Below are 21,561 nucleotides of genomic sequence, written 5' to 3' on the forward strand. Positions count from 1 at the left end.
TGCCGGAGTAGACACCGATGTCCTCAACTCAGGCCAACTGTCCATGAGTTCGGAGTGACCGGCTGGTGCGTGACCTCTTGACGCCGCACTGATCGACTGGATACTTGCGGGCAGCGCATGCGGAATTCCACTCGTGCCTTCGATATCTCGAACAGCGTACGACATGCTGCACCTCCCTGGTCGTTCCCCCCACATCACGACGGCCCACCCCCCACACAGGAGGCCCCCTCGATGCGTCAGCCACGACGAGCACCGGAGCACTCTCGGCGAACGGTCACATCCTGGCGCGGCAAGGCGGTGGTGGCCGCGCTGGCGGCCGCCGTGCTGGCCGGGCCCGGGGTCGCCGCGCACGCCGCGCCGCAGACCGCACCGGCGCCCCGGCAACAACAGGTGGCTGCGGCCGGCATCACCTGGACCCTCGAACGGGCGAGCAACCCCACCCAGGACCAGCAGACGGCCTACAACCTCATCACAGCGGCCATGAACGCCGCGGTGGCGCGGTACAACAACCTCAGCGACCTGAGCAAGAACATCACCGTCCGCTACGACCCGGGAGTGCCCACCGCGGACGGCAGCATCAACGGCACCATCCGCTTCGGCAACCGGAGCTACATGACGGAGAGAACCGCTCTGCACGAGATCGCCCACACCATCGGCGTGGGCACGAGTTCGGGCTGGTCCCGACTCGGCGGCAGCGGAACCTGGACCGGCGCACAGGCCACGGCGCTGGTCCGGCAGTTCGACGGGCCGGGCGCCAAACTCTCCACCGGCGGAGGCCACTTCTGGCCCTACGGCCTGAACTACGACAACGAGATGTCGAACACGGCGGCCGATCGCCATGTCCGGATCGTCGCCGCCATGGTGCGGGACGGCTTGTAACCACAAGGGCCCCTGCCTGGGAGCGGCAACCGCTCCCAGGCAACGCCGACACCCCGAACGGATCAGGGCTGGACCGGCTTCCCGCGCCCCCAGCCCCAGGCGAGGCGGTCGGCGCCGGACTGGTTGGTGGTGGCCAGCCAGGGCCGGGCCGGGTCACCGATCAGCTTCTGCAGCGAGTAGGTGTCGTCGGTGCGCAGACCCGGCCAGTACACGGACCCCATCTTGAGCTCGCGGAAGGTGTCGGTGACGGCCTGGATGAAGTTGATGGAGTTGTTCTCCGGAGCCGGCTTGTTGTAGTTCAGGCCGGTGGTCATCGGGGCGCCGAACTCGTCGGCGACGGTGCGGTCGGCACAGTCGCCGATGCGCTCCTTCAGGTCGGCCACCCACTGGTCGTAGGTGGCGTACGACTTCCAGAAGCCGTAGTGGTGCAGCGACAGGTACGTGCCCTTCAGGCGCGGGTCCGCGCAGACGGTGGTGACGTGGTCGTTGTAGCCGGCGCCGCTGACGAACACCCGGTTGCGGGGGACGGAGGAGTAGGTGGCCAGCCACTTCGCGGCGATGTCGGCCCACTCGGTGTCGGTGTAGCCGTGGGGCTCGTTCATCGGCTCGAAGTAGACCCGGGAATTGCCCTGGTACGCCTTGACGACGGTGTCCCACATGGGCCAGAAGGTGGCGGTGTCGTCGATGAAGCCGTCCCGGCGGTCGCCGGTGCCCTCCCAGTAGGAGACGATGACCTTGAAGCCCTGGGCCGTCGCCGCGTCTATGACACCGCGGTAGGACTTCCAGTAGGTGCCGTTGACGGTGTACGGGTTGATGGGCAGCCGGACGGTGTTGGCACCCAGGTTCGCGCGGAAGGCCGAGATGATGCGGCTGGCCTTGGCGTACGTCTGGGCATACGTGTCGGAGGTCGACAGGCCGGACAGCTGGAGGGCGTCGTCGGCGAAGTTGTCCCGGGGGTCCGCCCAGTTGACCCCCCTGAACTGGGTGGTGTCGCCGGTCGGCGCGGCGGAGGCGGGGCTGCCGGCGATGGCGGTGCCGCTGAGCGCGGCGATCGCGACGGCCACGAAGGCGGCGCGCAACCGGGGAGAGCGGATTCCGGCAGGGGTCTTGCTCATCAGCTTGCCCTTTCAGGAGGTGGCGGCTCGGCGCAGGGGGAGTGCTGCGCGGTACCGGTTCCCTCTGCGCTTGGCGTGAGGGAGTACGGGGCGAGGTCCTGTCGCCGGCGCGGCCGTGGCCGTCCCGCTGTCGGGCACAGGCCCTGACAACGGTGTCATCGATGGCGCCGGCGACGGGACATCACATGGGTTCGGCTACGCGGTGGTGGCGGAGAGGGCGCCACCGGCACGTGTCCTCGCGTCCACGTCGGGGTTGGTGCACTCGGGGCGGCGTAAGGCAAGGTCCTTGCCGGCGCGGCCGTCCGGGGCGCGCATCCTCGCCTGCGGTGCTGGGACCACGTTCCGTTCCTCCCTGCTCCACCGACCGCGACGCGATGTTCACGTAAACATGCTGAGAACGAAGCGGCGATCGCTGGTGAGCGGGGGCTGTTCCAGGGGCGATGTTTACGTAAACTTCGGGGCGTCGGAATCGTGGCACCCGCCCCAACGATCGTCAAGGTTTCCCACGCGTAACATCCGTGGCATCGCATGGCGGAGTCCCGGACCGGGTCGGGCGGCGGGAGTGGTGGAGCGATGGACCTGAACGACCGGGAGCAGAAGGTTTCCGCGACCTCGGGCGGTGCGCAGCGGGGCGGCTCCGGCGTGCCCGGCGGGCGTCGCAAGCAGCGTGTCTCGATGGCCGATGTGGCCAAGCTGGCGGGCGTCTCGTCCCAGACGGTCTCCCGGGTCTCGAACGGCCATCCCGGGGTGATCAGTTCCACGCGGGAGCAGGTGCTCGCCGCGATGCGGGAGCTGGGCTACCGGCCCAACAGCGCCGCACGCGCCCTGCGGTACGGCCAGTTCAACACCATCGGCGTGATCCTGTTCAGCCTGTCCTCGACGGGCAACAGCCGCACCGTGGAGGCGATCGCCACCCACGCCGCGGCCGAGGGGTACGCGATCACGCTGATCCCCATCGACGTTCCGACCCAGGACAACGTCCTCGGGGCCTTCACCCGGATGGGCGAGCTGGCCGTCGACGCCGTGATCGTCATCATGGAGATCCATCTGCTCGACACCGGCACGGTGCAGCTCCCGCCCGGTGTGCATGTCGTCGTGGTGGACTCCGACGCCGGCGACCGCTACAGCGTGGTCGACACCGACCAGGCCGACGGCGCCCGCAAGGCCGTCAGGCACCTGCTCGACCTGGGTCACCGGACCGTCTGGCATGTGACCGGCCCCCGGACGTCCTTCGCCGCCCAGCGCCGGACCCAGGCCTGGCGCGCCGCCCTGGAGGAGGCCGGGCGCCCGGTGCCGCCGCCGCTGCACGGCGACTGGTCGGCCGAGTCCGGCCATGCGGCCGGCCTGGCGCTCGCCGAAGAACCCGACTGCACCGCTGTCTTCGCCTCCAACGACCAGATGGCCCTGGGGCTATTGCGCGCCTTCCACGAACGCGGCCGCTCCGTCCCCGGGGACATCAGCGTCGTCGGCTTCGACGACATCCCCGACGCGGCCTTCTTCGTCCCGCCCCTCACCACCGTCCACCAGGACTTCGCCGAGGTGGGCCGCCGCTGCGTCCAGGGCGCCCTCCGGCAGATCCGCACCCACGGTGGCGCCCGACCGGGGACCGACCTCGTCCCGACCCGTCTGGTGATCAGACGCAGCACGGCAGCGCCGCCCGGCTGACGGTGGGGCCCTGGGCCCTCTCCCCTGTACTCCAGGGTCGGTACCCGGAGTTACTCCCGCCGTCGGACGCCCTCGCCGCGCCCGCCCGGCACCGTGTCGCAGGTGAAACTCAGCCGCCCCGCACGCCGGGCCACCCTCGTCGTCCATGTCGCCGCCTCCGCGAGCTGGCTCGGGCTCACGCTCGGACTGCTCGCGCTCGGGGTCACCGCGGCCACCACCGGGTCCGCGGTGACCGTGGAGGCCTCCGTCCGGGCCATGAAGCTGTTCGCCGACCGGCTCCTGCTCCCCGTCGCGTTCCTGACGCTCCTCAGCGGCCTGGCGCTGTCCCTGGGCACCAAGTGGGGCCTGGCAAGGCACCGATGGGTCTGCGCGAAGTTCTGGCTCACCCTCGCCACGACCACCGCCACCGCCTTCGCGCTGCGCCCCGCGGTGAACTCCGCGGTCACCGCCGTCGCCGCGGGCGGACCCCTGCCCGACGCCGGCGACGTGCTGTTCGGGCCGTCCGTCTCCCTGTCCGCCTACGTCTTCATGACGGCGATCTCGGTGCTCAAACCCTGGGGACCGACACGGCGTGGCAGGCGACTGCGCGCCCCCGTCCGCGAACCGGCCGCCGCCCAGCGGGCACCCCTGTGAAGGGCCGCGACGGCGGAGGTTTAGCATATGAGCGCCACCTAGCTCGAAAGATAGAACTGTGACTGTCACCGAGGACTCGTTCACCAACTGGAAGACCCGCGAGGAGATCGCGGAGTCGATGATCCCGATCATCGGGAAGCTGCACCGGGAGCGGGACGTCACCGTCCTCCTCCACAGCCGCTCCTTGGTGAACAAGTCGGTGGTCAGCATTCTCAAGACCCACCGCTTCGCGCGGCAGATAGCCGGTGAGGAGCTCTCCGTCACCGAGACGCTGCCGTTCCTGCGGGCTCTCGCCACGCTCGACCTCGGCCCGTCCCAGATCGACCTCGGCATGCTCGCCGCGACCCACAAGGCCGACGACCGGGGTCTGTCGGTGGAGGAGTTCACCGCCGAGGCCGTGGCCGGGGCCACGGGTGCCGACAAGATCGAGCGCCGTGAGCCGCGCGACGTCGTCCTCTACGGCTTCGGACGCATCGGCCGTCTCGTCGCCCGGCTGCTCATCGAGAAGACCGGCTCGGGCAACGGCCTGCGGCTGCGTGCCATCGTCGTACGCCAGGGCGGCGAGCAGGACATCGTCAAGCGCGCCTCGCTGCTGCGCCGCGACTCCATCCACGGCCAGTTCCAGGGCACGATCACCGTCGACGAGGCGAACAGCACGATCATCGCCAACGGCAACGAGATCAAGGTGATCTACGCGGGCGACCCGTCGGAGATCGACTACACGGCGTACGGCATCAGGAACGCCATCCTCATCGACAACACCGGCAAGTGGCGCGACCGTGAGGGCCTGTCGCAGCATCTGCGCCCCGGTATCGACAAGGTGGTTCTGACCGCCCCGGGCAAGGGCGACGTGCCCAACATCGTGCACGGCGTCAACCACGACACGATCAAGCCGGACGAGCAGATCCTGTCCTGCGCGTCCTGCACCACCAACGCGATCGTGCCGCCGCTGAAGGCGATGGACGACGAGTACGGCGTCCTGCGCGGCCACGTGGAGACCGTCCACTCGTTCACCAACGACCAGAACCTGCTGGACAACTACCACAAGGCCGACCGGCGCGGCCGCTCGGCGCCGCTCAACATGGTCATCACCGAGACCGGTGCCGCCTCCGCCGTCGCCAAGGCCCTGCCCGGCCTCAAGGCGAAGATCACCGGCAGTTCGATCCGCGTCCCGGTGCCGGACGTGTCGATCGCGATCCTCAACCTGCAGCTCGCGCGGGAGACCACTCGCGAGGAGGTCCTCGACCACCTCCGCGGTGTGTCGCTAACCTCGCCGCTCAAGCGCCAGATCGACTTCATCAGCGCCCCCGACGCGGTCTCCAGCGACTTCATCGGCTCCCGCCACGCCTCGGTCGTCGACGCCGGCGCCACCAAGGTCGAGGGCGACAACGCGATCCTCTACCTCTGGTACGACAACGAGTTCGGCTACTCCTGCCAGGTCATCCGCGTCGTCCAGCACGTCTCCGGCGTGGAGTACCCGACGTACCCGGCCCCGGCCGTCTGATTCCGGCGGACCATCCGGCTCGGTCCCCCGGACGAGGGGAACTCGCAGGTGTCCTGGCGGGCGGGTTCCTCCCCGCCGGGGGCCGAAGCCGGTCGCGTCCGCGGGCATCACCTGTGGCGGGCCAGCACCGCTACTCCGGCGGTGTGGGCGTGTCGTGCGTGCGGTACATCGCCTGGACGTCGAGCTCCAGCTGGACCGTCGGGCCGACCACCGCGATGCCACGCGCCAGCATCGAGCGCCAGTTGAGCGTGTAGTCCTCGCGGTGCAGCTCCGCCTTGGCCAGGGCCGCGCAGCGCAACTCCTCGCCGTAGCCGCCGTTGACCATGCCCAGGTACGTCGTGTCCAGCGACACCGACCGGCTCACCCCGTGCATGGTCAGGGTGCCCAGGAGGTTCCACTTGCTGCCGCCCCGGTAGGCGAAGCGGGTGCTCCTGAACTCGATGTACGGGAAGCGGTCGACGTCCAGGAAGTCGGCGGAACGCAGATGCGTGTCCCGGGTGTTGTTGCCCGTGTTGATGCTCGACGCGTCGATGCGCACGTGGACGCGGGAGTCCGACACGTCCTGGGTGACCTGGATACCGCCCTCGAACCGTTCGAAACGGCCGTGCACATGGGCCATGCCGACGTGCTTGGCGATGAAGCGGATCGCCGTGTGCGGCGGGTCGAAGAGCCACGTGCCGGGGACCGGTAGTTCGGCCTGCCGGGCCGGCTGGAGCCACACGCGCTGCGAGGACGGGCCGGCATCGGCGACGACGTCCATGGTCTCGCGATGCGGTTCCAGCCCCTCCGCCACGATGAGCACGCTGTAGCTGCCCGGCGGGAGGACGGCCATGAACAGGCCGTAGGGGTCCGTGGTGCCGCGCACCACGACCTGGTGGCCGCGCAGTTCCGTCACCGTCACGTCGGCGGCGCCCAGGGGCTGGTTCACCGGGTCCAGGACCTCGCGGACGACGGCACCCGCGCCGGCCGGGACGGGAAGCGTCAGTCCCGCGGCGCTCCCGGAGGCATTCCTGAGTCGCCGCCGGAGCATTCCGAGGGGCATGATGTTCACCTTTCGGTTCTCGTCGGTCAGAAATTCGTTCGCGGCCGGTCGCCCTCGTACGCCGCCCTCAGTACGTCCAGTACGCCCGCCACGCCGACCTCCCGCGGGTTGGGGTACGTCTGAGCGGTCGCCTCCTGTGCCGCCACCGCCAAGTCGGCTTCCCTGAGGCCGAGTTCCGCCAGGGAGCGGGGTGCGCCGAGGCGGCCGGAGAGTTCCCGGAGGGCGAGCGCGGCGTCGTCGGTGCCCAGGGCTCGGCCGAGCGCGGCCATGGCCTCGGGCGCGGCCGGCGCGTTGTGGGCGAGGGCGTACGGCAGGACCACGGTGTGGGTGTCGGCGTGCGGCAGGCCGAAGGTGCCCCCGAGGACATGGCACAGCTTGTGGTGCAGTCCCATGGTGGTCGCGCCGAGCGCGGCACCGCAGAGCCAGGCGCCGTAGAGGGCACGGCCACGGGCGTCCAGGTCCCGGGGATCGGCAGCCACTGCGGGCAGAGCGCCCGCCATGGCCCGGACGCCCTCCTCCGCCATCAGTGACACCAGCGGCGAGGCATCCGGCGCGTACAGGGCCTCGGCCGCGTGCGCCACCGCGTTGATGCCGCTGGTCACGGACAGGCCCACCGGGAGCGACAGGGTGAGCTCGGGGTCGTAGACGACGCTGCGCGGCAGGACCGACGGGTCGCGGCCGGTGCGCTTGGTGCCGTGTTCGGTCAGGCCCCAGACGGAGGTCATCTCGGAGCCGGAGTACGTCGACGGCACGGCGACCAGCGGCAGGCCGGTGCGCAGCGCGATCACCTTGCCGAGGCCGATCGCGGAACCCCCGCCGACGGCCACGCAGCCGTCGGCTCCGGCGGCGCGCGCCACCTCGACGGCCCGGTCGGCCACCTCGGCGGGCACGTGCATACGGGCCTCGGCGTGCAGCCCGGCGCACGCGCCGCCCAGCGCGTCCGCGACAGCCCGGGCCGCCCTGGCGCCCCGCGGCCCGCTGACCACCAACAGCCGCCGCAGGCCGAGTCGTTCGGCCTCTCCGGCGGTCGCGGTGCGCGCGGCGCCGGGGCGGAGGACGACCCGCATGGGCTGGGCCTCGTAGACGAACTCCTTCATGCCCGCACCGCGTTCAGCACGAGGTCGAAGCGGGCGTGCCGGAACGGGTTCGGGACGCCGAACCGCCGTGCCAGGTGCGGATCGTCGGTCTCGGCGAAGTCCTTGACCAGGCTCTCCTTGACCGCGAACACCGCGTCCGAGTCGAGGTGGTCGCTGCCCGCCACGAAGATGTGCGTGGTGACCGGCGCATGCCCTTCGGCCGAGGCGATGAAGTGGATGTGGGCCGGGCGGTAGGGATGCCGGCCCGTCGCCCGCAGGAGGTCCCCGACCGGGCCGTCCGTGGGGATCGGGTACGGGCTCGGCACGCAGGTGCGGAACCAGAAGCGGCCCTCGTCGTCGGCGGTGAACAGCCCGCGCCCGTTGCCCGCGGGCTGGACCTCCGGCTGCTGCACGTCGTAGTACCCCTCGGCGTTCGCCTGCCAGACGTCGAGGACCGCGCCGGGCAGCGGGGTGCCCTCCCGGGACAGCACACGCCCGCTGACCACGCACGGCTCGCCGCCGCCCACCAGGTCGATGGTCGCGCCGAGTTCACGGACCGGGGACTCGGTCATGTGGAAGGGGCCGAGCACCGTCGACTCCGTGACGTCGCCCCGGCCGTCGCTGTTGATCGTCTCGACGAGCATCGAGACGCCCAGCACGTCCGACAGGAGGACGAACTCCTGCCGGGTGTCCGTGCAGGTCTGCCCGGTCGCCGTCAGGAAGTCGACGGCCCGCTCCCACTCCGCCGGGGTCGGCTCGGTCTCCCGGACGAAGGCGTGCAGGTGGCGGGTGAGGGAGGCGAGCAGCTCGCGCAGCCGGGGGTCGGCCGTGCCCTTCAGGCTGTCGACGACGGCCTCGGTGATGCGGGTGGTGAACTCGGTGCTCATTACCTGCTCCTGTTCCCGTCAGCATGCCCGAGGATCCGCCGCACCGCCTCGGTCAGCAACCGCTCGGCGTCCTCGCCGGAAGCCGCCGCCGTGGCATGCCGGAAGGCGACGTAACCGTCCGGCCGTACGAGGAGCGCGCCGCCGTCGGCCACCTCACTCAGGCGCGCCCAGTCGCCGTACGGGTCCTCGTACTCCTGGCCGGGCCCGATGACGACGGTGGCGATCTCCAGGTCCTGGGCCTCGGCCGCGCCCACCCACGCGGCGCCGCCGATGCCGGTGAGCAGGGTGAAGCGGCCCTTTCCGACGGTGTCGAGCGTGGACAGGGTGCGTGTGCCCGAGGTGATCCAGGCGTGCGGGAGCTTGGCTCCGGGGCGGGAGGAGGGCTGGTGGTACAGCTCTGGGTCGCGGTCGAAACCGGGGTCGGGGGTGCCGTCGGGAACGATCGCGGCGGAGTCGTACCGCTGGTTGAGGTCGACGCCGTGCGCGTTGAACTCGTACACCTTGAACGCGATCGCCTCGCGCAGCTTCGCCCGCTGCTTCTGAGCCGCCTCGGTGTCCTCCTTGCGGGCGGCGATGTTGGCCCACAGTTGCTCGGGGGTCTGCGGGGAGAGCCCGCCGAGGGCTTCGAAGACGGGGGCGGTCTCGCCGATGGACCGGTTGGCGCGGGTGACGATCTGCCTGCCGATCGGGGCGCGTTCGGCGGTGTAGGAGTCCAGCAGTTTCTCGGACGCCGTTCCGTCGAGGACGAGCTTGAGCTTCCAGGCGAGGTTGTAGGCGTCCTGGATGGAGGTGTTGGAGCCGAGGCCGTTGGACGGCGGGTGGCGGTGCGTGGCGTCCCCGGCGCAGAAGACCCGGCGGTGGGAGTAGGTCTCGGCGTACATCTCGTTGACGGTCCAGGCCGAGGACGACTTGATGGTCACCGGGATCTCGTCGTCGCCGACCAGCTTGCGGACGACCGACTCGGCGTACTCGGTGGTCAGGTCGGGGGCGCCCGCGGTGACGTCGTACCCCCAGACGATCAGCCATTCGTTCCAGGGCTTCACACAGCGCACCAGGCCGGCGCCGATGCCGCCGACGGTGGCGCCGGGAGCGAGCACCCAGTAGAGGGTGGACGGCCGGTGGGCGGTGTACTTCGACAGGTCCGCGTCGAAGACGATGTTGATGCTGCCGGCCACCCCCATCCTGCCGCCCATCGGCAGCCCGGCGTCCTCCGCGACCTGTGAGCGCCCGCCGTCGGCACCGATCAGGTACTTGGCGCGGATGGTGTACTCGTCGCCGCGCAGCCGGTCCTCGACGGTGACCGTCACACCGTCGGCGTCCTGGACGAAGGACTTGTAGACGGTGCTGAAGCGCAGGTTCGTGCCGCGTGCGACCGCCGCGTCGACGAGCACGGGCTCCATGAGGTGCTGGGGCATGTCGCACATGCGGGTGGGACTGGCGAGCTCGTGCGCGGCCTGGACCAGTGGGTCGTTGCCCCAGGAGCGGACCCGGCCGAGCTCCTCGCCGGCGAGGCTGGTGCAGAAGGTCGTGTTGCCCATCAGGTGCTGTGGAGTGGCCTTGGCGACCACCTCCTCCTCGATGCCGAGGTCACGCAGCACCTCCATGGTGCGCTGGTTGGTGATGTGCGCCCGAGGGGTGTCGGCGAGGCTCGCACAGCGGGTGACGACGATGTTCGGTACGCCGTAGGTGCTCAGGGCGAGCGCGGCGGAGGCGCCGGCGGGACCACTGCCCACGACGAGTACGTCGGTCACGACATCGGGCTCGACGGTGTGCACGGGAAACGCTCCAGGGGAATGAGAAGAGGCGCCGACTGTTCAAGATCATGTAGCGGGACGCGAGAACCCGGGTGTCTCAATAAGAGACAGTGCCCTGGACCGACACAGCTTGTTGCGGATTCAACCGATCCCGATAGGCTGAGCGGCGCCGTGACCACCGCAGAGCGCCCTTCCGTCCGCCCCGCCCTCGCCGCGCTGCGCAGGGCCCGCGAGTCGTTCCTGCTGGGGCGGCAACTGCCGGACGGGGTGCCGGAAGAGGTCGTCGCCGCCTGGAAGCGCGCCCGGTTCTTCGGCGTACGGCACGACGTGCAGGACCCGGCGCCGGAGGCGCCACACCTGCCCCTGCGGGCGCCCGAGTCTCCTCTGCTGGCCGCGGCCCGCCCCGTGCTGGAACGGATCGCCCCGACGGTCGGCACCGGGCAGACGTCACTCCTGCTCACCGACGAGCGGCTGCGCGTGCTGTGGGCGACCGGATACCCGTCGCACCCCCTGTGCCGCGACCTGTCCGAACAGGTGGTCGGCCACAACAGCGCGGCCCTCGCGATGCACACCCACCGCCGGGCCGAGGTACACGGCCCCGAGCACTTCCTCGACCTGTGGCAGGACGTCTGCGCGGTCAGCGTGCCGGTGCGGGCGCCGGAGACCGGGCAGATCCTGGGCACGGTGACGGTGACCTGCGGACTCGGCGCGGAGTGCGGGCCGCATCCAGGAGCCCCGCTCGCCGAGGCCGCGGCGAGCGCCGTCGAGGCGGAACTCCTCTCCCGGTCGCGGGCGGCGGAGCGGGTGCTGCTGGACGCCTATCTGCGGGCCGCGGGAGAGCAGGGGCGCGCGGTCCTCGCCCTCGACGGTCGCAACCGGCTCATCAGCGAGGCTGCGGGACGGTTGGTGTCACCGGAGGGCCTGGCGGAGCTGGAGCGGAAGGCGACCGCCCTGCTGCGGGAGTCGGGCCGTGGAGCGCCACCGGAGTCCGAGGCCGCCTCCCCCGCCGTCACGGGGCCGGACAGTGAGCCGGCCAACGACCCTGCCGCACGCATCGGAGCGGGGCCGGACCCGGCGCCCGCCGCCTCGTACCGCGTCCGGCTGCCGGACGGCGCGGGATGTACGGCGACCCTCACCCCTGTACCGCACCTGGGCTCGGTCGTCGGCGTGGTCGCCGTGCTGGAGCCCGTGGGAGGCGCGGCCGCGACGTCGCCTTCCCGGACCGTCGTAGGGCTGGCCGGGCGATCGGTGCCCTGGCGGCATGCGGTCGACCGCGCGGTGGAGTTGGCCAGGTCCCCGGAGCCCCTGCTGCTGGTCGGCGAACGCGGCACCGGGAAGACCTCGCTCGCACGGGAGCTGGCCGTGAACCCGTTGGTCATGGACGCTGCGGAAGGCGAACTCCGGGACGAGGTCGAGGCGTTGGTGAAGGGACGCCCTCTCCTCGTGCGTCATGTCGAGCGTCTCGCACCGCCCGACACGGCAACCCTCAACTCGCTGCTGGAATCGCGTCCAGGTGTACGGCTGCTGGTCACCTACACCCCCGGAGCACCGCCGGGCCCGTGTCTGCAACGGCTCCTGGACGCCCTGGCAGCACGCTCGGTCACCCTCCCCGCGCTGCGCGAACGGCCGGACGATCTCAGGGAGCTGCTCACGGCCCTGGCTCCCAGACCCGCGCCGGGACGGCCCCCGCTCACCTGGACGCTGGACGCGTTGCGCGCTCTGGAACAGCACCCGTGGCCCGGTAACGTCACCGAACTCGCCCATGTCGTACGGGCCGTGGCCGAGCATCGCCGCACGACCGGTCCCGTCCGGCGTACCGAGCTGCCGGACCCCGTGCGTGAAGGCCCCGCCTCCCGGCCGCTCAGCCCGATGGAGCACGCCGAGCGCGCCGCCATCCTGGAGGCCCTCCGTCTGCACGGCGGCAACAAGGCCCGCACTGCGGCGGCCCTGGGCATCGCCCGCGCCACGCTGTACCGGAAGCTGCGGGGCTATCGGGGCTGAGCCCCGCATGCATGCGGACGCCACGACATCCCCTTCTCCCGCCTGGCACCGTCGTCGGCCGCAGCCATCTGCGCGTTCCTGCGCGAACCCCCGGCGCCCTGCTCCGGGCGTCCGCGAACTCCCTTGCCCCACCCCGAACGGCCACCTAGCCTGATTTTGTGCCGCTGATAAACAAAGCCCGATCGCACAGCGCCGTGCCGGGCCACGACCTCACCCGCCTCCGTATCGCCCTCACCGTCTTCTTCGCCCTCGACGGCTTCGTCTTCGCCGGCTGGGTCGTCCGCATCCCTGCGATCAAGGAACAGACCGGCGCCTCCGCCAGCGCCCTCGGCCTCGCCCTCCTCGGTGTCTCGGCCGGAGCCGTCATCACCATGACGCTCACCGGCCGGCTCTGCCGCCGCTTCGGCAGCCACCCCGTCACGGTCGTCTGCGGTGTCCTGCTCTCCCTCAGCGTCGCCCTTCCCCCACTCACCCACTCCGCGGTCGAGCTCGGCGCCGTCCTGCTGCTCTTCGGCGCCGCGTACGGCGGGATCAACGTCGCGTTCAACAGCGCCGCCGTCGACCTGGTGACCGCGCTGCGGCGGCCGATCATGCCGAGTTTCCATGCCGCCTTCAGTCTGGGCGGCATGATCGGCGCGGGCCTCGGCGGGCTGGTCGCGGGCTCCCTGTCCCCCACCCGTCACCTGCTGGGCCTCACCGTCATCGGCCTGATCGTGACCGCGCTCGCGGGACGCACACTGCTGCGCCACGAGCCGCCGGTGACGCCGGACCGTGATCCGTCCGGGACGGACGGGCCGCGCCGCCTGGACGCCCGTACCCGTGGCCTGGTGACCGTCTTCGGCCTGATCGCCCTGTGCACGGCGTACGGCGAGGGAGCCCTGGCCGACTGGGGCGCCCTGCACCTGGAACAGGACCTCGGCGCCTCCCCCGGCGCGGCCGCCGTCGGCTACTCCTGCTTCGCGCTCGCCATGACCGTGGGCCGGCTGAGCGGGACGACGCTTCTCGAACGGCTCGGCCGGACCCGGACCGTGGTCGCCGGCGGCACCACCGCGGCGGCCGGGATGCTGCTCGGCTCGCTCGCCCCCTCGCTGTGGGCGGCCCTGCTCGGTTTCGGGGTCGCGGGACTCGGCCTCGCCAACCTCTTCCCCGTGGCCGTGGAACGCGCGGGCAGGCTGGCGGGGCCGAGCGGGGTCGCCATCGCCTCCACGCTCGGCTACGGCGGCATGCTCCTCGGACCGCCCGCGATCGGCTTCATGGCGGACTGGTTCTCCCTGCCGGCCGCACTCACCAGCGTGGCCGTCCTCGCCGCGGTGGCCGCCGCCATCGGGTTCGCGACGCGCCGGGCCGGCGCCGGCTGAGGGCCTTCGGTACCCGTCCGCCTCCCCTGGAGTGCACTCCATCCGGCAGACTCGCCCCCATGGACACTGCCCGCTTCCTGGAAACGCTGGACAGAGAAGGCCAGTTGCTCGCCGCGGCCGCCGAGCAGGCCGGGACCGACGCCAAGGTGCCGACCTGCCCGGACTGGCAGGTGCGAGACCTGCTGCGGCACACGGGCGCGGTGCACCGCTGGGCCGCCGCGTTCGTCGCCGACCGGCACACCGAGCCGCGCCCCCTGGGCGAATCCCCGGATCTGGACGGCCCGCCGCTGGTGGCCTGGTACCGGGACAGCCACCGCAGGCTCGTCGACACCCTGGCCGACGCGCCGCCCGACCTGGCCTGCTTCACCTTCCTGCCCGCGTCTTCCGGAACGGCGTTCTGGACCCGGCGGCAGGCCCACGAGACGACCGTGCACCGGTTCGACGCGGAGTCGGCGCTGGGCGGCCCGGCGTCCCCGGTCGCCACGGACTTCGCGGTGGACGGCATCGACGAACTGCTGCGAGGCTTCCACGCCCGGCCCAAGAGCCGGGTCCGCACCGACGAGCCGCGGGTGCTGCGGGTACGCACGACGGACGCCGACGCGGTGTGGACCGTACGGCTGTCGGCGCAGCCGCCGGTGACCACGCGGGACGCGTCGCTGGACGCGGAGTGCGAACTGGCCGGTCCCGCAGGCCAGTTGTACCTGGCGTTGTGGAACCGCATGCCGGTGCCGGCCGTGACGGGCGACCGCTCGCTCGCCGCGCTGTGGCGGGAGACGTCGACGGTCTGAGCCGGGCCGTCATCCGAGCCGGCCCGAGCGCTCAGCCGTCCGCCAGCATCCGTGTCAGTACCGCGCGCTGCACCGGCAGCACCTCGCCGTGCAGCGCGCGCCCCTTCGCCGTGAGCGCCACGCGCACACCCCGCCGGTCCTCCGAGCACATGCCGCGCTCGACGAGGCCGTCCTTCTCCAGCCGGGCGATCAGTCGCGACAGCGCGCTCTGACTGAGGTGGACCCGCTCGGAGATCTCCTGGACGCGGTAGGAGCAGGAGCCGTCCGACGCGCGCTGCTCGGCCAGGACGTCGAGCACCTCGAAGTCACTGGCGCACAGGCCGTGTCCGTGCAGTGCGCGATCGATCTCGCACTGGGTCCGCGCGTGCAGCGCGAGGATGTCCCGCCACTGTGCCACGAGCGCCTGCTCGGCCTTCTTCGCCGCCATGACCGGCACCGTAGCAGAGGAAAGACTTTGTTGCATCGGAATTAAATGCATTTGCATTCGATGCATACGCATGTAGTGTTCCGGGCATGACCTCTCCGCTCACCACCCCCGCGTCCCAGGGACGTTGGACCCCCAGGCTGTGGGGCACCCTGCTGGTGCTCTGCGCCGCGATGTTCCTGGACGCGCTGGACGTGTCGATGGTCGGCGTCGCCCTGCCGTCCATCGGCTCGGACCTCGGCCTGTCCACCTCGACGCTGCAATGGATCGTCAGTGGCTACATCCTGGGCTACGGCGGCCTGCTCCTGCTCGGCGGACGAACCGCCGACCTGCTCGGCAGGCGCCAGGTCTTCCTGATCGCGCTCGGCGTCTTCGCGCTGGCCTCACTGCTCGGCGGACTCGTGGACTCCGGACCGCTGCTGATCGCCAGCCGCTTCGTCAAGGGACTGAGCGCGGCCTTCACGGCGCCGGCCGGCCTGTCGATCATCACCACGACGTTCCCCGAGGGCCCGCTGCGCAACCGGGCGCTCTCCATCTACACCACCTGCGCGGCCACCGGCTTCTCGATGGGCCTGGTGCTGTCCGGCCTGCTCACGGAGGCCAGCTGGCGCCTCACCATGCTGCTGCCCGCGCCCATCGCCCTGATCGCGCTCGTCGCCGGTCTGAAGCTGCTGCCGCGCAGCGAACGGGAGAAGGACCACAACGGCTACGACGTCCCCGGCGCCGTCGTCGGTACGGCGTCGATGCTGCTGCTGGTCTTCACCGTCGTCCAGGCACCGGAGGTCGGCTGGGCCTCGGCCCGCACGCTGCTGTCCTTCCTCGCCGTGGCCGTGCTGCTGACCGTGTTCGTCCTGGTCGAGCGGCGCTCTGCGGGTCCCCTGATCCGGCTCGGCGTGCTGCGCTCCGGGAACCAGGTCCGCGCCCAGCTCGGCGCGATGGCCTTCTTCGGCTCGTACGTCGGCTTCCAGTTCCTCGCGACGCTCTACATGCAGTCGCTGCTCGGCTGGTCGGCGCTGCACACGGCACTCGCCTTCCTGCCCGCGGGTGCCCTGGTGGCGGTCTCCTCGACGAAGGTGGGGGCGATCGTGGACCGGTTCGGCACCCAGCGGCTGATCGCGGTGGGCTTCGCGCTCATGGTGCTCGGGTACGCGCTGTTCCTGCGCGTCGACCTCAACCCGGTGTACGCGGCGGTGATTCTCCCCAGCATGCTGCTGATCGGCGCGGCCTGCGCCCTGGTCTTCCCGTCGCTCAACATCCAGGCCACCAACGGCGTCGACGACCACGAGCAGGGGATGGTCTCCGGGCTGCTCAACACTTCGGTCCAGGTCGGCGGCGCGATCTTCCTGGCCGTGGTGACGGCGGTGGTGACCGCGGGCGCCCCGGCGGATCCCACTCCGCAGGCGGTCCTCGACAGCTACCGTCCCGGGTTCACCGTCGCCACGGGCATCGCCGTCGCCGGTCTTCTGATCGCCCTCTCGGGCCTGCGCACCCGCCGCGCCTCGGCCCCCTCCGTGGTGGTCGCCAAGTCCGCACCCCAGGAGGCGGAGCGCGTCGCCGTGGGCGACTGACGCGACTCGGGGGACGCCTCCCCACCGTGTGCCCGGCGGGGCCCGCTTGCCCCGCCGGGCACACGCCTGTTTCACTCACCGGCATGACCACTCACGGGGGACGACGCAGTCAGGCCGAGCGGGACGCGGTCACGGTCGAGATCGGGTACGCGCTGTGCAGCGCGGTCTTCGCGGCGGCGGTCGTCTTCGGGGCGGTCGCCGGTCCGGTACTGCTCTTCGAGCTGCCCGAGATCATGGAGGGCCCGCTGTTCCGGGCCGGGCTGGTCCTGGCGTCGGTGCTGTTCGTCGCCCGCGTGGTCAGCGTCCTCGTCCGTTTCCGGCGGGCCGCTCAGCCCAGCCAGCCCGGCCGCACCAGCCCCGACTCATAAGCGAGGACGACCAGTTGGGCCCGGTCCCGGGCGCCCAGCTTCACCATGGTGCGGCTGACGTGGGTCTTCGCGGTCAGAGGGCTGACGACCAGGCGCCGGGCGATCTCCTCGTTGGACAGGCCGAGGCCGACCAGGGCCATCACCTCCCGTTCCCGCTCGGTGAGGTGGGCCAGTGTGCCGGCGGCCGCGGGCTCCTTGGAGCGGGCCGCGAACTCGGCGATCAGGCGCCGGGTGACGCCCGGCGAGAGCAGCGCGTCGCCGTCGACCACCGCTCGTACGGCGCGCAGCAGCTCGTCGGGCTCGGTGTCCTTGACCAGGAAGCCGGAGGCGCCGGAGCGGATCGCCTCGAAGACGTACTCGTCCAGTTCGAAGGTGGTGAGCATGACCACCTTCACATCCGTCAGCTCCGCGTCCTCGGTGACCCGGCGGGTCGCGGCCAGGCCGTCGAGCACGGGCATGCGGATGTCCATCAGGACGACGTCGGGCCGCAGTGCGCGGACCTTCCGCAGCGCCTCCTCGCCGTCGGAGGCCTCCCCGGCCACCTCGATGTCCGGCTGTGCGTCGAGCAGCGCCCGGAAGCCGGCCCGTACGAGTGACTGGTCGTCGGCGAGCAGTACCCGGATCACGCTTCCCCCTCCACCTTGAGCGGCAGTACGGCGAGCACCTGGAAACCGCCGTCGGCGCGCGGGCCCGCCTCGATGGTGCCACCCAGCGCGGCGGCCCGCTCCCGCATTCCGGCCAGTCCGTTGCCGCTGCCGCCCGCGTCGGCGCCGGTCGCGGGCCCGTCGTCGTCGATCCTCAGCCTCAGCGTCGTCCCGTCTCCGCGATCGAGGCGCACGCGCGCGTGCCGTGAAGCCGAGTGCCGTACGACGTTGGTGAGGGCCTCCTGCACGATGCGGAAGGCGGCGAGGTCCGCGCCGGGCGGAAGGCGGGGCGGCTCTCCCTCGACCTCCACGGTGAGGCCCGCGCTCGCCGCCTGCTCCACCAGCTCGGGCAGCCGGTCGAGCCCGGGCGCGGGCGCGCGGGGCGCGTCACCGGGCGCGCGGAGCGTGTCGAGGACCTGGCGGACCTCGCCGAGCGCCTCCTTGCTCTTGGCCTTGATGGTGGTGAGCGCGGTGCGCGCCTGGTCGGGGTCGCGGTCGAGGAGGGCGAGGCCGACGCCCGCCTGAACGTTGATGACGGAGATGCTGTGCGCCAGCACGTCGTGCAGTTCGCGGGCGATCCGCAGCCGCTCCTCGTCGGCACGCCGCCGGGCCGCCTGCGCCCGCTCGGCCCGCTCCCGCGCCCACTGCTCACGCCGGACACGGGCCAGTTCGGACAGCGCGACGATCGCCACGATCCAGGTGGCGACCACGATCTCCTGCGTCCAGGACGCGGCGGAGTCCCCGGACGGCGGCAGCCACCGGTAGAGCCAGTGCGCCACCAGCACATGTCCGGCCCAGAGCGTTCCCAGCGCCGCCCACGCGGCTCTTCGGTGCCCGGCGACGACGGCGCTGAAGCAGGCCAGGGCGACGGTCAGGAACACCGGCCCGTACGGGTATCCGGCGCCCAGGTACACCGTGGCGGCCGCCGCCGTACCGAACGCGACGGCGACCGGATACCGCTTCCGCCACAGCAGCAGCACGCCCGACAGCACCAGCAGCACGCGCGCGAAGGGGTCGAGGTCTGCGCGCTCACCCGCCTGCTGGTGGGCCGCGAAGGTGGAGCCGGCGAGCACGAAGGCCGTGACCAGCACAGTGGAACGCCAGGGCCGGCCGGGGCGCCGTTCCTCGTCGTCCCAGCGGTTCCACCACGGTGGCCCGTGCCGCCACCACTGCGGCGGACCGCCCCCGGGCACGCGCTGCTCGTCCATGCCAGCCACGCTAGACGCCACCGGCGCGGGCGGCGTCACCCGAGCGTGGCGATCAGACGTACTCCCCGCGAAGTACGTGGTCGACGGGGGCCGTCAGGGGCCGTTCGCCGGATGCCCTCGCCGATCTACTTGATCCCGACTCCATGGGCGAGCCGGAGCGCGGCATGACGGAAGAAGGCCTCCCGGTCCTCCACGACCCGGTTGAACTGCCCGAACAGCTCGAACCCCACCAGCCCGTACAGCTGGGCCCAGGCCGCGACCAGTGCCGTCACGGTCTCGGGCGGGAGGTCGGGCGCGAGGTCGGCGGCCATGCGCTCGGCCTCGGGACGCAGTTCCTGCGGGAGTGACACCTCGGTCAGGCCGGACCCCTGGTGCGCGTCGCGCGCGATGCCGATGAGGAGGAGGCCGACACGGGAGGCGGCGGGGACGGTGGCCTCGGGCGCGGTGTAGCCGGGGACCGGGGAGCCGTAGATCAGCGCGTACTCGTGCGGATGCCCGAGCGCCCAGCCGCGTACGGCCTCGCACACCGCGCCCCACCGCTGGGCGGGCCCGGCGCCGGCCACCGCGTCGTGCGCCGCCTCGGCCGCCTCGCCGAGCGAGTCGTAGGCGTCGATGATGAGGGCGGTCAGCAGGTCGTCGCGGCTGGGGAAGTAGCGGTAGAGCGCCGAGGAGACCATGCCGAGCTCGCGGGCCACGGCCCGCAGCGAGAGCTTGGCGGCACCGTCCGCCGCCAGCTGTCTGCGCGCCTCGTCCTTGATGGCCGCGGTGACTTCGATCCTGGCCCGGGCCCGGGCGCCGCGCGCGGTACTGGTCATGCGAGGCAGTGTGCCATGGAAACGGAGCAGTGCACACGAATCGGAGCAGCGACAAAATAAGAGAGCACTGCTCTTGCTTTGGATCGCTGATCTCATGCACACTGCTGCGCATAGCGAGAGCACCGCTCTCTCAACCACTGGGGGTCATCATGTCGACGCCGTACTACCTCAAGGGCAGCCCGCTGAACGTCCGTTTCAACAACGTCATCGGCTGGCTGGCCCGGCACGGGTTCAGCCTCGCGGGTACGGCGGAGATGTCCGTACGGGGCCGCAAGAGCGGCAAGATGCAGCGCATCCCGGTCAACCCGCACACGTACGAGGGCACGCAGTACCTCGTCTCGGCCCGCGGCCACTCGCAGTGGGTGCGCAACATGCGCGTCGCCGGGGGCGGGGAGCTGCGCGTCGGGCGCAGGGTCCGGGAGTTCACCGCGGTGGAGCTCCCCGACACGGAGAAGCTCCCGATCCTGCGGACCTACCTGGAGAAGTGGGGCTGGGAGGTCAACCAGTACTTCAACGGGGTCACGGCCAAGTCCTCCGACGAGGAGATCATCGCGGCCGCCCCCGACCACCCGGTCTTCCGGATCACGGTCAGGAGCTGACCTGGTCCTCCGCGGGCGGGCGGCGGTCCAGCGCGGTCAGCGCGCGCTGGGCCATCGGACGGGTGCGGACGATCTCGCCGAGTGACGTCGAGCCCTGCGTGATGTCCTTGAAGGCCTTCCAGGCGGGCCGGAAGCCGGTGATGGCCGCGTGGAACAGTCCCGGACGGCGCTCGAAGGCGGTCAGCATCCGCTTGCCGACGGCCATCTCGACGCCCAGCCCGGCCTTGACCGCGAAGGCGTAGTTGAGGGCCTGGCGCCGGGTGTCCACGGCGTCGTGCGCCTCGGCGATGCGCACCGCCCACTCGCCCGCGAGCCGTCCCGACCGCAGCGCGAAGGAGATGCCCTCGCGCGTCCACGGCTCCAGCAGCCCCGCCGCGTCCCCGCACACCAGCACCCGCCCGCGCGACAGCGGCGAGTCGTCGGCACGGCAGCGGGTCAAGTGACCCGAGGAGATGCTCGGTTCGAAGCCGGCGAGGCCCAGCCGTCCGACGAAGTCCTCCAAGTACCGCTTGGTCGCCGCCCCTTCACCACGCGCCGAGATCACCCCGACCGTCAGCGTGTCGCCCTTGGGGAAGACCCAGCCGTAGCTGCCCGGCATCGGCCCCCAGTCGATGAGGACCCGCCCCTTCCAGTCCTCGGCGACCGTGTCCGGCACCGGGATCTCCGCCTCCAGGCCCAGATCCACCTGGTCGACCTTCACGCCGACATGCGCTCCTATGCGGCTGGCGCTGCCGTCCGCGCCGACGACGGCCCGCGCGAGCAGGATCTCGCCGCCCTGCAGCACGACCGCCACCGTGCGCCGGTCCGGCACCGCCGACCCGTGCTGCTCGACCCTGGAGACCGTCACGCCCGTCCGCAGCTCGGCGCCCGCCTTCAACGCGTGCTCGACCAGCTGCTGATCGAACTCGGGACGGTTGATCAAGCCGAACAGCATTTGCTTGGAGCGGCGGGTACGGGTGAAGCGGCCGTTGCTGGAGAAGGTCACCGCGTGCACCCGGTCCCTGAGCGGCAGCTCGAAACCGGGCGGCAGGGCGTCGCGCGAGGGGCCGATGATGCCGCCGCCGCACGTCTTGTAGCGGGGCAGCTCCGCCTTCTCCAGCAACAGCACGCGCCGTCCCGCGACCGCCGCCGCGTAGGCGGCCGAGGCCCCCGCGGGTCCCGCGCCCACCACGACGACGTCCCACACCCGCCGCGCGTCGTCCGCCGAAGAGTTCTCGCTGCTCACGATGGTCT

General features: G+C 71.6%; 21 protein-coding genes. 10 read left to right on the top strand and 11 right to left on the bottom strand.

The window, feature by feature from the left end; genetic code table 11:
- Nucleotides 1-231 precede the first annotated feature (231 nt).
- The gene (locus tag NW895_RS15515) at nt 232-879 is read left to right on the top strand and encodes a hypothetical protein (RefSeq protein WP_289936115.1); all 648 of its coding nucleotides are present in this window, start codon (nt 232-234) and stop codon (nt 877-879) included.
- Nucleotides 880-941: 62 nt separating this feature from the next.
- Here the strand turns inward: NW895_RS15515 and NW895_RS15520 are convergent, their stop codons facing one another.
- Nucleotides 942-1,994, bottom strand: coding sequence for a cellulase family glycosylhydrolase (locus tag NW895_RS15520; RefSeq protein ID WP_289936116.1), 1,053 nt, complete (start codon nt 1,992-1,994; stop codon nt 942-944).
- A gap of 195 nt (nt 1,995-2,189) precedes the next feature.
- Nucleotides 2,190-2,333, bottom strand: a complete 144-nt coding sequence (locus NW895_RS15525; RefSeq protein ID WP_289936117.1) for a hypothetical protein — start codon at nt 2,331-2,333, stop codon at nt 2,190-2,192.
- Between the two features lie 234 nt (nt 2,334-2,567).
- Between NW895_RS15525 and NW895_RS15530 the strand changes: the two genes are divergently transcribed.
- The 3 genes from NW895_RS15530 to NW895_RS15540 all read left to right on the top strand — a co-directional run bounded on the left by NW895_RS15530 (nt 2,568) and on the right by NW895_RS15540 (nt 5,796).
- Nucleotides 2,568-3,659, top strand: coding sequence for a LacI family DNA-binding transcriptional regulator (locus NW895_RS15530; RefSeq protein ID WP_289936118.1), 1,092 nt, complete (start codon nt 2,568-2,570; stop codon nt 3,657-3,659).
- 102 nt (nt 3,660-3,761) lie between these two features.
- On the top strand, nt 3,762-4,292 hold the full coding sequence (locus NW895_RS15535) for a DUF2269 domain-containing protein (protein WP_289936119.1): 531 nt from the start codon (nt 3,762-3,764) through the stop codon (nt 4,290-4,292).
- A gap of 58 nt (nt 4,293-4,350) precedes the next feature.
- The gene (locus NW895_RS15540) at nt 4,351-5,796 is read left to right on the top strand and encodes a glyceraldehyde-3-phosphate dehydrogenase (protein WP_289936120.1); all 1,446 of its coding nucleotides are present in this window, start codon (nt 4,351-4,353) and stop codon (nt 5,794-5,796) included.
- Nucleotides 5,797-5,926: 130 nt separating this feature from the next.
- Here the strand turns inward: NW895_RS15540 and NW895_RS15545 are convergent, their stop codons facing one another.
- From NW895_RS15545 to NW895_RS15560, 4 genes are read right to left on the bottom strand one after another with little or no spacing between them, the layout of a single operon-like run.
- Complete coding sequence (locus NW895_RS15545; protein ID WP_289936121.1) at nt 5,927-6,838, bottom strand: YceI family protein; 912 nt, start codon at nt 6,836-6,838, stop codon at nt 5,927-5,929.
- Between the two features lie 26 nt (nt 6,839-6,864).
- Nucleotides 6,865-7,935, bottom strand: coding sequence for a maleylacetate reductase (locus tag NW895_RS15550; RefSeq protein ID WP_289936122.1), 1,071 nt, complete (start codon nt 7,933-7,935; stop codon nt 6,865-6,867).
- Nucleotides 7,932-8,801 (bottom strand): intradiol ring-cleavage dioxygenase, encoded by an 870-nt coding sequence (locus NW895_RS15555; RefSeq protein ID WP_289936123.1) that lies wholly within the window; start codon nt 8,799-8,801, stop codon nt 7,932-7,934. The genes NW895_RS15550 and NW895_RS15555 overlap by 4 nt, the downstream gene beginning before the upstream one ends.
- The gene (locus NW895_RS15560) at nt 8,801-10,576 is read right to left on the bottom strand and encodes an FAD-dependent monooxygenase (protein ID WP_289936124.1); all 1,776 of its coding nucleotides are present in this window, start codon (nt 10,574-10,576) and stop codon (nt 8,801-8,803) included. The genes NW895_RS15555 and NW895_RS15560 overlap by 1 nt, the downstream gene beginning before the upstream one ends.
- Nucleotides 10,577-10,726: 150 nt before the next feature.
- On the opposite strand from NW895_RS15560, the gene NW895_RS15565 reads away from it, so the two are divergent.
- The 3 genes from NW895_RS15565 to NW895_RS15575 all read left to right on the top strand — a co-directional run bounded on the left by NW895_RS15565 (nt 10,727) and on the right by NW895_RS15575 (nt 14,702).
- Nucleotides 10,727-12,556 carry a helix-turn-helix domain-containing protein gene (locus NW895_RS15565; RefSeq protein WP_289936125.1) on the top strand — a complete coding sequence of 610 codons (1,830 nt, stop codon included), beginning with the start codon at nt 10,727-10,729 and terminating at the stop codon, nt 12,554-12,556.
- A gap of 194 nt (nt 12,557-12,750) precedes the next feature.
- A complete protein-coding gene (locus tag NW895_RS15570; protein WP_289936495.1) occupies nt 12,751-13,914 on the top strand; it encodes an MFS transporter in 1,164 nt (387 codons plus the stop codon).
- A gap of 59 nt (nt 13,915-13,973) precedes the next feature.
- Nucleotides 13,974-14,702, top strand: a complete 729-nt coding sequence (locus NW895_RS15575) for a maleylpyruvate isomerase family mycothiol-dependent enzyme (protein WP_289936126.1) — start codon at nt 13,974-13,976, stop codon at nt 14,700-14,702.
- Between the two features lie 31 nt (nt 14,703-14,733).
- Here NW895_RS15575 and NW895_RS15580 read toward each other — a convergent pair whose 3' ends face one another.
- Complete coding sequence (locus NW895_RS15580) at nt 14,734-15,129, bottom strand: MarR family transcriptional regulator (protein ID WP_289936127.1); 396 nt, start codon at nt 15,127-15,129, stop codon at nt 14,734-14,736.
- Nucleotides 15,130-15,215: 86 nt separating this feature from the next.
- Between NW895_RS15580 and NW895_RS15585 the strand changes: the two genes are divergently transcribed.
- The gene (locus NW895_RS15585) at nt 15,216-16,694 is read left to right on the top strand and encodes an MFS transporter (RefSeq protein WP_289936128.1); all 1,479 of its coding nucleotides are present in this window, start codon (nt 15,216-15,218) and stop codon (nt 16,692-16,694) included.
- Nucleotides 16,695-16,777: 83 nt separating this feature from the next.
- Complete coding sequence (locus NW895_RS15590) at nt 16,778-17,062, top strand: DUF6332 family protein (RefSeq protein ID WP_289936129.1); 285 nt, start codon at nt 16,778-16,780, stop codon at nt 17,060-17,062.
- On the opposite strand, the gene NW895_RS15595 is transcribed toward NW895_RS15590, so the two are convergent.
- The 3 genes from NW895_RS15595 to NW895_RS15605 form a co-directional block, all read right to left on the bottom strand.
- Nucleotides 17,023-17,688 carry a response regulator transcription factor gene (locus NW895_RS15595; protein ID WP_289936130.1) on the bottom strand — a complete coding sequence of 222 codons (666 nt, stop codon included), beginning with the start codon at nt 17,686-17,688 and terminating at the stop codon, nt 17,023-17,025. The genes NW895_RS15590 and NW895_RS15595 overlap by 40 nt on opposite strands.
- The gene (locus NW895_RS15600) at nt 17,685-18,914 is read right to left on the bottom strand and encodes a sensor histidine kinase (RefSeq protein ID WP_289936131.1); all 1,230 of its coding nucleotides are present in this window, start codon (nt 18,912-18,914) and stop codon (nt 17,685-17,687) included. Before NW895_RS15600 ends, NW895_RS15595 begins: the two co-directional genes overlap by 4 nt.
- Before the next feature lie 125 nt (nt 18,915-19,039).
- Complete coding sequence (locus tag NW895_RS15605; protein WP_289936132.1) at nt 19,040-19,729, bottom strand: TetR/AcrR family transcriptional regulator; 690 nt, start codon at nt 19,727-19,729, stop codon at nt 19,040-19,042.
- 149 nt (nt 19,730-19,878) lie between these two features.
- Between NW895_RS15605 and NW895_RS15610 the strand changes: the two genes are divergently transcribed.
- Nucleotides 19,879-20,328: a nitroreductase/quinone reductase family protein gene (locus NW895_RS15610; protein ID WP_289936133.1), complete on the top strand. Its 450-nt coding sequence runs from the start codon at nt 19,879-19,881 to the stop codon at nt 20,326-20,328.
- On the opposite strand, the gene NW895_RS15615 is transcribed toward NW895_RS15610, so the two are convergent.
- Nucleotides 20,318-21,553, bottom strand: coding sequence for a geranylgeranyl reductase family protein (locus NW895_RS15615; protein ID WP_289936134.1), 1,236 nt, complete (start codon nt 21,551-21,553; stop codon nt 20,318-20,320). The genes NW895_RS15610 and NW895_RS15615 overlap by 11 nt on opposite strands.
- Nucleotides 21,554-21,561: the final 8 nt, after the last annotated feature.

Source organism: Streptomyces sp. S.PNR 29 (assembly GCF_030386795.1).
GTDB lineage: Bacteria > Actinomycetota > Actinomycetes > Streptomycetales > Streptomycetaceae > Streptomyces.

Bases quoted from the DNA above. Each gene is read 5' to 3' on its own strand.
- NW895_RS15555 (WP_289936123.1), bottom strand. From the start codon at position 8,801: ATGAGCACCGAGTTCACCACCCGCATCACCGAGGCCGTCGTCGACAGC.
- NW895_RS15580 (WP_289936127.1), bottom strand. From the start codon at position 15,129: ATGGCGGCGAAGAAGGCCGAGCAGGCGCTCGTGGCACAGTGGCGGGAC.
- NW895_RS15520 (WP_289936116.1), bottom strand. From the start codon at position 1,994: ATGAGCAAGACCCCTGCCGGAATCCGCTCTCCCCGGTTGCGCGCCGCC.
- NW895_RS15590 (WP_289936129.1), top strand. From the start codon at position 16,778: ATGACCACTCACGGGGGACGACGCAGTCAGGCCGAGCGGGACGCGGTC.
- NW895_RS15575 (WP_289936126.1), top strand. From the start codon at position 13,974: ATGGACACTGCCCGCTTCCTGGAAACGCTGGACAGAGAAGGCCAGTTG.
- NW895_RS15530 (WP_289936118.1), top strand. From the start codon at position 2,568: ATGGACCTGAACGACCGGGAGCAGAAGGTTTCCGCGACCTCGGGCGGT.
- NW895_RS15605 (WP_289936132.1), bottom strand. From the start codon at position 19,729: ATGACCAGTACCGCGCGCGGCGCCCGGGCCCGGGCCAGGATCGAAGTC.
- NW895_RS15610 (WP_289936133.1), top strand. From the start codon at position 19,879: ATGTCGACGCCGTACTACCTCAAGGGCAGCCCGCTGAACGTCCGTTTC.
- NW895_RS15515 (WP_289936115.1), top strand. From the start codon at position 232: ATGCGTCAGCCACGACGAGCACCGGAGCACTCTCGGCGAACGGTCACA.
- NW895_RS15545 (WP_289936121.1), bottom strand. From the start codon at position 6,838: ATGCCCCTCGGAATGCTCCGGCGGCGACTCAGGAATGCCTCCGGGAGC.
- NW895_RS15600 (WP_289936131.1), bottom strand. From the start codon at position 18,914: ATGGACGAGCAGCGCGTGCCCGGGGGCGGTCCGCCGCAGTGGTGGCGG.
- NW895_RS15550 (WP_289936122.1), bottom strand. From the start codon at position 7,935: ATGAAGGAGTTCGTCTACGAGGCCCAGCCCATGCGGGTCGTCCTCCGC.
- NW895_RS15585 (WP_289936128.1), top strand. From the start codon at position 15,216: ATGACCTCTCCGCTCACCACCCCCGCGTCCCAGGGACGTTGGACCCCC.